The following is an 11,893-nucleotide window of genomic DNA, read 5'->3' as shown; positions in this document are numbered from 1 at the left end:
CCAAGATAAAAGCGTCAGTATCTTGAGACGCAATCCGCTCAAAATCACTAAAGCTGTAGTAGTTGTTGATTGTACCAATCTGACGATCATTTTTTGTGAAGTTTAAAGGATTAGAGAGTGTAAAAATCGAATCATTAAAACCAGGATAATCGCTTACATATTTATTTGCTGAGTCTTCCATGGCTGCTATCTCACTAAATTGATAAGAAAAATCATTTGAGAAAAAAATTTTAGAAGCCGATTTAAAATCTATCCCTGAGACACTGTCAGATAAGTAATAACGATTTAGCTTTTTTTCAATGTAGTTAGAATAATCATCTGAAAAATAACTGATAATATCTTCGAGAGCTTCTGTATTAGAATATAAGTAATTTGCAAAGTTATCAGATATACGTTCTTTATCTTCTACTAATCGCGTTACCCGATCGTATGTTTGAGTTAAGTTATGTTGAGTGTTTCGTTTAACAGAATTCATATAGGAGGCTGCGCTAATTACAAAAAGAATCAATGCGAAAAAAATAACAGAGAATGAATAGGTTAATAAAATCCTTTGAAGAAGATATTTTTTTTGATATGTCTCCTTGTATTTCTTTAATGTGCTTTTGAGCATAATTACCCACCTTATATTAATCTGTTTGTATCTATTTCAAATACCAGTATAGCATGAGAAACTAAGAGTATAAAAACGTTCTATAATTCTTTAAAAAAGGCCAATAAAAAGTTCATCGTAGAATAATAGGTAATTCGATAAAATGATAACATAAAAGAAAGGATGATGGAGAATGGAAATTATTGCATATCTCGATGATAATAGAGAGTGGACAAAAGAAGACATTGATGCAGAAAATTTATCTTGTATTAACTATGCTTTTGCAGATATCGTTGATGGAAAGATTCAGCGATCATTAAAAAAAATTAACTTAATTAATCAATTAAAGAAAAAAGCTCCTCGTTTAAAAAGTTGTATTAGTGTCGGAGGATGGAGTGCTGATGGGTTTTCAGATGCTGTGCTTACAGAAAAGAGTCGAATGATTTTAATAGAGAGTGTGCTAAAATATATTGAAAAATATGATTTTGATGGTATAGATTTAGACTGGGAATATCCTAAAGTTGATTTAGCAGGAATTGCTGCGCGAAATGAAGATGCTGAAAATCTGTTATTGTTGTTAGAAGAGTTGCGAAACGAATTAGATAAACTAGAAGAAAAAAACAAAAAAAAGTACTTACTGACAATAGCTGTTGGAGCTTCTTTCGAATTATTAGAAACGACTGCTACAAAAAATGGACACGAATATGCTGAATATATAGATTACATTAATATCATGACTTATGATATGAGAGGAAGTTTTACCAATGTAACGGGTCATCACGCTAATTTATATCCTTATGATCAGCAAGAGAAGTTGAGCGCATCAGAATCTGTTGACTATTTAATGAGCAAAGGAATCCCAGCGAATAAACTCGTCATTGGGGCAGCTTTTTATGGCAGAGTCTGGGAAGGCGTTACCTCTAATAAAAATAATGGTTTGATGCAATATGCCGAAAAGACCGGATGTAAAGCACTTGATCATAATGAAATTCAAGAATTGATTAAAAAGTATCCAGATAGTGTATTTGTCGATAAAGTTGCTAAAAGTCCCTATTACTTTGATGGAAAAACATTTATTTCCTTCGAAAATCCTTACTCTCTTCAAGAAAAGGTACAGTATGTTAAAGAAAAGAATCTTAGAGGGATAATGTATTGGGAGCATTCTCTTGATAGAAGTGGAGAATTAGTTAAAGCAATTGTTGAAAAAGCTAAGGAATAAAGTTAAAACAATAATAAATTAAAAAAGTACTATAATTTTATCATTAAAAAGAAAGCGCTATCTTGATAAACTAACTATATAAAACAGATGGAAGGAGGAGTACAAATGGAAAAAATAAGAAAAGAAATAAAAGACTTTAAAAAAAATAAAGCATTATTGCTGATGGTTCTGCCAGGGACAATTTGGTTGGTTATTTTTTCCTATATTCCAATGATTGGTACAATTATTGCTTTTAAAGACTTTAGGATTTCGGGAAATGGTTTTTTTGACAGTATCTTAACCAGTGAATGGGTAGGACTAGAGAACTTCAAGTTTTTATTCAGTACTTCTGATGCTTGGGTTATTACACGTAATACGGTTGCGTATAATTTAACCGGACTTATTTTAGGTTTAGTCATGTCCGTTTTGGTTGCAATTATTATGAGTGAATTGACCCAGAAATATCTTGTGAAGATTTACCAAACAGGAATGCTGTTTCCGTATTTCTTATCATGGGTTGTAATTAGTTACTTTGTTTATGCCTTTCTAAGTTCAGATAAAGGAATGATTAATGGAGTACTGCAAGCATTCGGACAAGATCCAATCAGCTGGTATAGTGAGCCAAAATTTTGGCCAGTAATTATTATATTTTTAGGAGTTTGGAAAAGTTTAGGCTACAACAGTATTATCTACTATGCTTCAATTATGGGAATCGATCGTTCTTATTATGAAGCAGCAATGATTGATGGAGCTTCAAAATTCAAACAAATTACCAAAGTTACAATTCCATTATTGATGCCATTGGTATCTATTATGTTAATCTTGTCTATTGGAAGTATTATACGTTCTGATTTTGGTTTGTTCTATCAGGTTACAAGAAACTCAGGAGCTTTAAATGATGTTACTAATGTTTTAGATACGTATATTTACCGTGGGCTTACAAATAACGGTGATTTAGGTATGACAACTGCTGCTGGACTTTATCAGTCTGTTGTGGGTTTTGTGTTGGTCATTTTAACAAATTTATTTGCTAGAAGAATTGACAAGGATTCTGCGTTATTTTAAAAGGAGGGTGTAATTTGAAAAAAAATAAAAAGGTTAAATATCAGGCGAAACAGTTAAATAGTTTTTCTAAGCCTGTAGAAATCTTGTTTGCAGTTCTTTTAGGCCTCTTTGTTATCAGTTGTATCTTTCCTTTTATTTTTGTCATTATCCTCTCGTTATCAAGTGAATTATCTCTAACACAAAATGGGTATTCTTTGATTCCAGAAGCGTGGAGTTTAGAAGGATTTCGATATTTATTTCAAATGAAAGAACAATTACTGCATTCAATTGGTATTTCTTTATTCGTCACAGTCGTAGGGACATTGTTGACCATCTTTATGACATCAACTTATGCATATGCCTTATCAAGAAGCAACTTCAAATACCGTAAATTTTTTACTTTTATTATTTTGTTCACTATGTTATTTAGCGGGGGACTTGTTCCTGGCTACATCGTGATGACCCAACTGTTACATTTGAAAGATACTATCTGGGCATTAATCTTGCCAATGTGCCTCAGTCCTTTTTATGTTATTGTTATGCGAACCTTTTTCAAAAGATCCGTACCAGATTCGATAATTGAATCAGCAAAAATTGATGGCGCATCAGAAATTAGAGTCTTTTTAAGTATTGTTTTACCGTTAGCCCTTCCTGGACTGGCGACTATTGGGTTGTTTTCAACATTAGGGTATTGGAATGACTGGTTTAACGCGTTGTTGTATATTGATAGTGCAAATCTAGTTCCTTTACAATTTTTGTTAATGAAAATTCAAAATACCATGGAATTTATTTCAACAAATGCAGAGATGAGTGCAACTATGGCTTCTACAGTTAATACAAGCTTACCGCAAGAATCTACTCGTATGGCAATGGTCGTCATTTCAGTCTTACCAATTGCCATGACTTATCCATTTTTTCAACGTTATTTTGTAGAAGGGTTAACTATTGGCGGAGTAAAAGAATAAACATTTAGGAGGAACAGAAAATGAAGAAGAAAAAAAAATTAGCCTTAGTGTTGACAAGTATGGTTGCGATCTTAGCCTTAGCGACAGGATGTGGGAACAAAAAAGATACAGAAGCAAAGAGTGAAGACGGAATCACCAAAATCACTTGGTATATGGCAGGTGATGAAAGTAAGGATCATCAAATGGTAATGGATGAAGCCAATGATTATCTACGTGAAAAGATAAAAGCAGAAATAGATATAAAAATGATTGGTTTTGGAGACTATGAGAAAAAAATGCAAATTATTATGTCATCTGGAGAACCATATGACATTGCCTTTGTAACGAATTATGTTTCAAATGCAAATAAAGGTGCTTACTTAGATTTAACAGATTATTTAGATACTACCTTAAAAGGAGCTGCAGACGGATTAGCTGATGGATACATTAAAGGAGCTTCAATTGATGGGAAATTAATGGCTTTCCCTATTAATGGAGCAATTGCTTCAGCTGAATATTGGGTTATGCCAGAAGATTTCGTAAACGAATATGACTTGGATATTGAAAATGTCCAAAAAGTACAAGATTTAGAACCTGTACTTAAGAAATTTCATGAACAAGAACCTGCTATCACCCCATTTGCTATCAATGGCGGGTACCGTCTAAAAGTAAATTTTGATCAAATTTTAGGTTCTGCTTTACCTTTTGGTATTCCGTTGGAAGGAGAGACGGATAAGATAGTGAATGTTTACGAATCACCTGAAATGATTAAAAATTTGGAAACTATGCATGATTATTACAAAGCAGGTTATATTATGAAAGATGCAGCAACAGCTGTTGATGATCCCTTTGCTTTGAAAAAAGACAACAAAAATTGGTTAGTAAGACAACAAACTTCTGGCTATGATGGAACTTCTGGAATCGAAGCCCTAACTGGATTCCCTGTCGTCAGTAAGAGATTAACGGATAAAGGTATAAAGACAACATCATCAGCTACAGTAGCTTTGCAAGCTGTTTCAGCAAATAGTAAACATCCGGAAAAAGCAATGGAAGTAATAAACTTAGTTAATACGGATGAAAAATTTGCAAATATTTTAGCCAATGGAATTGAAAGCGTTCATTATGAAGATAATGAAGATGGATCAATCACTTTCCTTGATAGAAAAGCAGATTACACAATGGGTGGATGGGAATTTACAGATTTCAATTTACAAAAAATACCTGAATTATTAACACCTGAACAAGAAGAGGAAAGGGCAACATTTATTGATGAATCTATCGAATCGCCTGCTCTAGGATTTGCGGTTGATACTAAACCAATCAGAACAGAATTAGCAAGTATCCAAAGCGTAATGGATCAATACCTACCAAGCCTTCACACAGGAACAGTAGAACCAAAAGAAAAATTAAAAGCAATGAATGAGAAACTAGAAAAAGCAGGATTACAAAAAGCTATTGATGAAATACAAAAACAATATACAGATTGGCAAAAAGAAGTAAAATAGATAATTATTTTCTATCTACTAAAGAAAAAAGTACACGTGAACACTTAAAAGTTGTAAAAGGAGCATAGTAAAATGGGAAAAATTATTGTGACAGGTTCAGAATGGGTTTATCGAGTTGTGAAAGCTAATTTAGTATGGGTTCTGCTGTTTCTCCTAGGTGGAGGTATTTTAGGGTTTTTCCCGGCTACTATTGCTTTAGCACGTCTAGTCCGAATGTGGTTAAATGGAAACGAAAAAGAGCCTATCTGGAAGGTAATGTGGAGTGAATATAAAGATAATTTTAAACTAGGAAGCCAATTGACTGCCTTTTACTTGCCTATGTTCTTCATTATTACTGTGAACTTCAGATTAGCTGTTCAGCTTCATAGTTTTTATTTTATGATTATTTCTTATATGCTGTTATTTGCTTTTCTCTTGTGGGTAGTTTCGATTTGCTATTTATTCCCAGTAATTGCAAATTACGAAGGAACTTGTTTCAGCTATATCAAGCAATCTATTTCATTTGCCTTGCTTGATATTAAGATAATGATTCTTCAATTGTTTGGGTTGATTTTATTATGGTATTTAAATTTAGAAGTGTCTTCTTTAATAATTTTCGGAACAGCCGTTTTATGGCAATTGTATACGACTCAATGTTGCCGATATGTTTTCCGTAAGGCAGAAAAAAGAGTAGGAAATAGACAGCTTAATCTTCAATGATTTTTTAGTTTAGCAATATGTAAAGTTCTAGTAAAAAAATTAGATTGATAAATTGAATCACTAGAGAGAGAATTAATTATCATATAAAGCACTCATCTATTTATAAATAGGTGGGTGTTTTTGTTGGCCTATTAGAGTTTTTCAAAGAAACAAAATTATTTTTAGTTAATTAATTCCACTTTCTTGACAACAAATCTATCCACAGGTATACTAATTTTATAAAGTTACACATGTGTAACTTTGGGAGAGATTCTATTAAAAAAGAGAGAACAGAGGTACTTTTTAATAGAATCCCTTCAACTAATGTTATCTATTTTTAATTTCTACGAGGAGGAAACCAAATGAAACGATTATTAAATACCAGTCTTTTTTATGCTGTTTTTGGCTTAGCAGCTGGTTTATTTTACAGAGAATTTACTAATATCTATAATTTTACAGAATGGACGTCGCTGAGCGTGCTTCACACGCATGCTTTAATGTTAGGAATGTTTACATTTTTGATTTTGATGCTGTTTGAAAAAGCATTTCATATTACACAAAACAAAAAATTTAAGCCTTTCTACATGATTTATAATGTAGGGTTATTGTCGACTTTACTGATGTTGACAATTAGAGGCGTTACAACGGTTTTAGGAACAGACCTAAGTTCAGGAGCAAATGCTGCTATTTCTGGTGTAGCCGGCTTAGCACATATTCTCTTAACCGTAGCTATCATACAATTGTTTGTTCTTCTGTATACACTTATCGGAAATGAGCAAAAATCCTAATAAACCTAGTCGATTAAAGAAAATTATTTTGTATCTTTTTAAATGCACTTGTTTTTTATAAGAAGTAGGATACGAGTCAGGAGAGTCAAGAAAGGAAAATGAGGATGAAGCCGATTATTGAAGTGAAGAATTATACTAAAAAATATGGCGATTTTACAGCCGTAAATGATGTTTCATTTGAAGTCGAAGAAGGCAGCATTTTTGCTTTTCTTGGTCCAAACGGAGCGGGTAAAAGTACTACGATCAATACATTGTGCACAATGATGGAAAAAACGTCTGGAACATTACTGATCGATGGGAAAGATGTCTCAAAAGAAAAAGATGCAGTCCGCAAAGCCATTGGAGTCGTTTTCCAGTCACAAACTTTAGATGAAAAAATGACAGTTTCTGAAAATTTAAATATGCATTGTGTTTTTTATGGTATTCCTAAAGATGAAGTGAAAGAACGGATCTATTTTGTCTTAGACCTAGTCGACTTGTTGGATTGGAAAGATAAAAATGTTTCTAGCTTATCAGGCGGGATGAAACGACGGGTTGAAATTGCTCGTGCGTTATTGCATTATCCCAAAGTGTTGTTTTTAGATGAACCTACAACAGGTCTAGACCCTCAGACACGCAACCGGATGTGGGAATACATTACCAAATTGCAAAAAGAAAAGAATATTACCATCTTTCTAACAACTCATTATATGGATGAAGCTGAAGTTTGTGATCATGTAGCAATTATGGATGATGGGAAAATCATGGTAGATGATACTCCCGAAAATTTAAAACGAAACTATACAAAAGATAAAGCAACTTTACATGTTAGTCAGCCGGAAAAATTTGAAGAGGCATTAATAAAGCAGCACTTAGGCTATCAAAAAGAAAAAGAAACCTTTTATGTGGAGGTCGATGTAGACGATATTCAATCGTTTTTGAATTTTATTCAACCATTTAAAGAAGAAATTCAAGATCTAGAGATCAAAAAAGGAACATTGAATGATGTCTTTTTAGAGATTACAGGTAAAGAAATAAGAGAGGAGACTTCAGAATGAGAACTATCACAGCACTATGGTTAAGGAACATTCGAGGATTTGTTCGTGATCGAGTAAAACTCATTACGTCGCTTGTTATTCCATTCTTCTTCCTCTATGTTTTTAATTCAATATTCAAAACAGATCAAACAGATTTCTTTCTAGCCGGGATTATTGTGGCGACCGTATTTCAAACGTCTTTAAATATTGCAACATCAACAATTGATGATACAGTCTCTGGCTTTATGAAAGAGATTTTAGTCAGCCCGACCAGTCGCTTTCAAGTCGCCCTAGGCCAAATCCTTTCAGCAGCTACGATTGCAACAACTCAAGGGATTCTGATTTTAGTTATTGGATTTTTTACTGGGTTAAGATTTGAACAGTGGCAAACAATTTTCTATGTCTTATTGGCATTGATGTTAGTTGGGTTGGTATTCTCGGGATTGGGGTTGTTTTTGGCCTCTATGGTGAAAAGTTCATCTACTTTTCAAGTCGTACAACAAGCTGTTGTATTGCCGTTTACCTTTTTATCAGGAGCTTATATTCCAATCGACTTTTTGCCTAAAGTTCTGAAATTTGTTTCGTATTTTAACCCGATGACTTATACAACTGCCTTTTTTAGAACGATTATGTTGGAAAAAGGCGATTTGACTCAAACTGGGTGGTTAAAGTTAGGTCTGGCTTTTGACTTTAACGGATTTGTCGTAACACCTTGGATAAGCGGAATCGTTATGGCTATTTTTGGTGGCTTATTCTTATTCTTAGCTACCAATTCTTTTGTTCATGCTGATTTTAATAAAATTTCTCGTAAACCAGCTGTTGGGAAATAAGAAGCTGTATCTAAACAAAAAGAAGCTGTCAGTTTTATACTGATAGCTTCTTTTTGTTTGAAAGTTCCTAACACTGCTGACTTTAAATGAAAACTTAATGGTAACCAGTAAAAGCAATATCATTATAGTCTGGTACATTGATCGACAAAGGGGTAGTTCCTGATAAAAAAGGCAGACGTTGTTCTTCTAGTTCTGCTATTTGGTTGATTTCGCCAGTTATATAGTGTCCAATTCTTTGGTGAGCGGTCTTTAAACGTTGGAGTAGCCCACCATAACGAATATCTAATGTTTCCCAGCCGAAAGCTTTATAAGTAGCCAGCCAAATAGCAGAATGACGGTTTCGGAGTGTTTCAACAGCATTAATGATAGCGGGAATCCGATTATCGACAAGCTCTTTTAAAGAATCCATCTGCTTATCTTGATAAGCACTGAGTAAATCTATTCCGAAAGTTGCTTTCAGTTCCAAAACGGCAGCTAAACTTTGATAAAACTGTAAATTTAACTGAAAAACGTCTATTGTTTCAGAAAGATGAGAGGCAATAGCTTCTTTACTTTCTTTATAATGCTGTACCAAGTTTCCATCTTTTTGATACTGATGGACATGTTCATCAAAAAGGCCCAACAAAGGATCTTGCCAAAGCAGAAATTTAGATGGATTAGCCATATAATGATTCAGCGGTTCCACTCCAGGCACTTCATCTAGGAAGCGAAGCGATAACATACTGTCGTATAAGCCAGGTTGCACACATGTGGCAAATCGATCAGCAGCTAGCTCTGCTGTTACTTCTTCATGATAGGCATGTTCTGCATACCACTGCATAATCGGCAAAGCGTTCCAATGAGAAGTTTCTTGTCCATTATCGCCCCATGTCGTAGCGAGAATTTTTTTCACACCGGTTTTCTTACAGGTCATTAAAGCAGGATTCAGTGTTTTTAGAGATTTTCCATGATTAGGCGCAATGGCCCCATAGATATGAATTCCTCCAGCAAATACTACATCATCTGCAAACAGGCGATGGTTCTCGATTCGTTTTTCATATTTTTCTGAATCAAATTCGCCATAATCCCAGTAGACATAGGTGACATCTTTTGGCATAGACTCCGCTTTTTTCTTATTGATTTCCGCTTCTACTGGGTAGTATCCCGACAGACCTTTTTTATCCAAAGTGTGGTAGATAAAATCGCTCCAGACAAGCGGTTTCAAGTCCAGTTCCCGGCACAACGAAACAACTTCTTCCAAGTGCGCTTTGATTAAAGTGAACCGTTCTGTATAAGGAAAGAGGTTTAAATATTGCCCAAGACCTACTCCATAAGATTCATCCAAACCAATATGGACTTTATTTGAACTGAAGGTAGCTTTTACAGTTTCCAGCATGTCTAAGATAAAAGCATAGGTCGCTTCAGAACCGACTAATAACGTGTCTTTATCTTCTCTTGTTTCAGCCATTGTTTCCCATTTTAAAGCCTGTGAGAGGTGGGCCAGCGTTTGGATACAGGGGACCACTTCGATTCCAAATAATTGAGCGTACTGGTCGATTTCTTGTAATTCTATTTGCGAAAAGCGACCTCTCAAGTAACCAAAGTAAGGACGAGAGCTGATTTCATAGGTATCTTCCATATATAGATAAAGCCCTGTATAGCCCATTAGAGCCAGCATAACAATAAACTGTTTGATACTTTTTATGTTCATAACTGCATTTCTGGAAGCTTCCAGCATAAAACCCAACTGATTGAACTGCATAGTTTCTCGTTTTTCAGAAATTCCTGCTTGCTGCATCTCTAGCAGCAGTCCTAACCCGCGAAAAAGATGAACATCCATACTGCCGGAAATGTGTGCAGTACCGCTTGCTTGATCGTAGCGGACGGCTAGTTCATTTCCCACAATGGTTTGGTAATAAATCTTGGTCGGTTTCAAATTGTGATGGTTCTCCAACCAGGCTGTTGCAATTTTAACGGCTTTGAGAGTAGTGCTAGAACCTTCAACAAGTTCCCACATCATTTGACTATCTCCTTTAGAACTGATTTTTCGGTAAGCTTCCAATAGCGAACAAACGCAGCAGGCAAGTCCGTTCCGATTCGATAGGGAATATCAGCCAATTTAGTTTTTACTGCTTGGATTTTAATAGGATCGCCTTCCATTATTGTCTGCCAATAAAGCAAGTCTTCTTTTGTTCGTTTCAACCATGGACCAATAGTTTGCTGAAAAGCAGTATCTTCAACTTCTAATAATTGCCAACTTGCTTCAACCAGTTGCTCTAATTGATTGGTGATAAAAATGAAATCTTTTTCTCGGATGGCATTTTGTTGTTCAAGTGTCAGAACTTCTCTTGTGTATTTATTAGGATTAAACTGGGCAAAAACTTTTAAAGCAGCGTAATATTTAGCCGGAAGATACTCCGCTAATGTTTTATTCCAGCTATCTACTGTTTTATAGCCAGCAGAATTCCATAAAAATTGGCTCATATTATGAATAGTCAATTTTGATAATTCCCATTGAGCCATTGGGTTTGAGACGATTCCTGTAACCTGGAATTGTTCTTGATTCAACAGCGGCGAACGATTTTCGTATGGGCTTAGAAACAGCAATTCGTAGTCTTTCTGATAATCGTTGACCGGGATGTTGTCCCAAATAATCATTGGACGGTTATAGGCAGCAGCCATGGTTTTTATCTCAGAAGTAGTGATTTGAGCAGCTAAAGTTGAAGGGCCGGTCCAGAATAAGGGAATATCGTCAGGCATCTTTTCATTCAATATTTCCAAATACGAAGAATCTTGGTGATTATCGTATTCTGTCGGACAGACAACAAAGCAGTAGTCTTCTAGCTGATTTTTTAAGAAGTTATTAACTTGGGTAATCAAATAAGCATGAGCACTGGCAGGTGAAGCAAATTTCTTTTTAGCGTTTCCTTTTAGCAAGTAGTCGATATCGTCCATTAATAAGCCGAAATTTCTCACTCCAATATCAATCAATTGCTGCAATTTGTTAGTCAAAACCGCTACTTCTTCTGGTCGAGTGTAGTCAATGTCATTTCCTGGACTGATCATATAATAAAAATCAATCATTTCTTTTTCAGCGGTCTCAATTAATTCTTCAAATTGTGCAAGTTCTTTTTCGGGATATAATGTGCGCCATAAATTGCGTTGGTATTCATCATCTTTTGGAGCATACATATACGTATTCATCCGATTTTTCCCAAGATAATGTAAGACATCCAATCGATCAGCATGTTGCCAAGGAAGGCCGTAAAAGCCTTCAATAATACCACGAACTTGAAAAGAAACGGAATGGGAAATTGAAATC

General features: G+C 34.8%; 11 protein-coding genes. 8 read left to right on the top strand and 3 right to left on the bottom strand.

From position 1 onward, the window contains the following. On the bottom strand, nucleotides 1-610 hold a 610-nt coding region (locus tag RT405_RS07990; protein ID WP_313469001.1), incomplete at its 3' end, for a hypothetical protein. Between the two features lie 172 nt (nucleotides 611-782). Here RT405_RS07990 and RT405_RS07985 point away from each other — a divergent pair. The 8 genes from RT405_RS07985 (at nucleotide 783) to RT405_RS07950 (ending at nucleotide 8,592) form a co-directional block, all read left to right on the top strand. After that, a complete protein-coding gene (locus RT405_RS07985) occupies nucleotides 783-1,808 on the top strand; it encodes a glycosyl hydrolase family 18 protein (RefSeq protein ID WP_313469000.1) in 1,026 nt (341 codons plus the stop codon). 105 nt (nucleotides 1,809-1,913) lie between these two features. After that, entirely contained in the window at nucleotides 1,914-2,852 is a 939-nt protein-coding gene (locus RT405_RS07980) for a sugar ABC transporter permease (RefSeq protein WP_313468999.1), read from the top strand. A gap of 14 nt (nucleotides 2,853-2,866) precedes the next feature. Continuing rightward, nucleotides 2,867-3,796, top strand: a complete 930-nt coding sequence (locus RT405_RS07975; protein WP_313468998.1) for a carbohydrate ABC transporter permease — start codon at nucleotides 2,867-2,869, stop codon at nucleotides 3,794-3,796. Between the two features lie 20 nt (nucleotides 3,797-3,816). Next, nucleotides 3,817-5,280 (top strand): ABC transporter substrate-binding protein, encoded by a 1,464-nt coding sequence (locus RT405_RS07970; protein ID WP_313468997.1) that lies wholly within the window; start codon nucleotides 3,817-3,819, stop codon nucleotides 5,278-5,280. Between the two features lie 72 nt (nucleotides 5,281-5,352). Beyond that, the gene (locus RT405_RS07965) at nucleotides 5,353-5,979 is read left to right on the top strand and encodes a DUF624 domain-containing protein (protein WP_313468996.1); all 627 of its coding nucleotides are present in this window, start codon (nucleotides 5,353-5,355) and stop codon (nucleotides 5,977-5,979) included. A gap of 341 nt (nucleotides 5,980-6,320) precedes the next feature. Beyond that, nucleotides 6,321-6,746 (top strand): DUF2871 domain-containing protein, encoded by a 426-nt coding sequence (locus RT405_RS07960; RefSeq protein ID WP_313468995.1) that lies wholly within the window; start codon nucleotides 6,321-6,323, stop codon nucleotides 6,744-6,746. 104 nt (nucleotides 6,747-6,850) lie between these two features. After that, a complete protein-coding gene (locus tag RT405_RS07955; RefSeq protein WP_313468994.1) occupies nucleotides 6,851-7,783 on the top strand; it encodes an ATP-binding cassette domain-containing protein in 933 nt (310 codons plus the stop codon). Further along, the gene (locus tag RT405_RS07950) at nucleotides 7,780-8,592 is read left to right on the top strand and encodes an ABC transporter permease (RefSeq protein WP_313468993.1); all 813 of its coding nucleotides are present in this window, start codon (nucleotides 7,780-7,782) and stop codon (nucleotides 8,590-8,592) included. Before RT405_RS07955 ends, RT405_RS07950 begins: the two co-directional genes overlap by 4 nt. A 94-nt stretch (nucleotides 8,593-8,686) precedes the next feature. Here RT405_RS07950 and RT405_RS07945 read toward each other — a convergent pair whose 3' ends face one another. Together RT405_RS07945 and RT405_RS07940 are read right to left on the bottom strand one after the other, a co-directional pair. Further along, the gene (locus RT405_RS07945; protein WP_313468992.1) at nucleotides 8,687-10,591 is read right to left on the bottom strand and encodes a beta-N-acetylhexosaminidase; all 1,905 of its coding nucleotides are present in this window, start codon (nucleotides 10,589-10,591) and stop codon (nucleotides 8,687-8,689) included. After that, a partial coding sequence (locus RT405_RS07940) for a protein O-GlcNAcase (RefSeq protein WP_313468991.1) occupies nucleotides 10,588-11,893 on the bottom strand: 1,306 nt, incomplete at its 5' end. The genes RT405_RS07940 and RT405_RS07945, both read right to left, overlap by 4 nt.

The organism is Carnobacterium sp. (assembly GCF_032094055.1).
Lineage (GTDB): Bacteria > Bacillota > Bacilli > Lactobacillales > Carnobacteriaceae > Carnobacterium_A.
The sequence above is the reverse complement of the archived record's forward strand: the minus strand, read 5'-3'. Positions and strand labels throughout refer to the sequence as shown.

What these genes read in the sequence shown, in the direction of transcription:
- RT405_RS07985 (WP_313469000.1), top strand. Translation starts at nt 783, where the DNA reads ATGGAAATTATTGCATATCTCGATGATAATAGAGAGTGGACAAAAGAA.
- RT405_RS07980 (WP_313468999.1), top strand. Translation starts at nt 1,914, where the DNA reads ATGGAAAAAATAAGAAAAGAAATAAAAGACTTTAAAAAAAATAAAGCA.
- RT405_RS07970 (WP_313468997.1), top strand. Translation starts at nt 3,817, where the DNA reads ATGAAGAAGAAAAAAAAATTAGCCTTAGTGTTGACAAGTATGGTTGCG.
- RT405_RS07965 (WP_313468996.1), top strand. Translation starts at nt 5,353, where the DNA reads ATGGGAAAAATTATTGTGACAGGTTCAGAATGGGTTTATCGAGTTGTG.
- RT405_RS07960 (WP_313468995.1), top strand. Translation starts at nt 6,321, where the DNA reads ATGAAACGATTATTAAATACCAGTCTTTTTTATGCTGTTTTTGGCTTA.
- RT405_RS07955 (WP_313468994.1), top strand. Translation starts at nt 6,851, where the DNA reads ATGAAGCCGATTATTGAAGTGAAGAATTATACTAAAAAATATGGCGAT.
- RT405_RS07950 (WP_313468993.1), top strand. Translation starts at nt 7,780, where the DNA reads ATGAGAACTATCACAGCACTATGGTTAAGGAACATTCGAGGATTTGTT.
- RT405_RS07945 (WP_313468992.1), bottom strand. Translation starts at nt 10,591, where the DNA reads ATGATGTGGGAACTTGTTGAAGGTTCTAGCACTACTCTCAAAGCCGTT.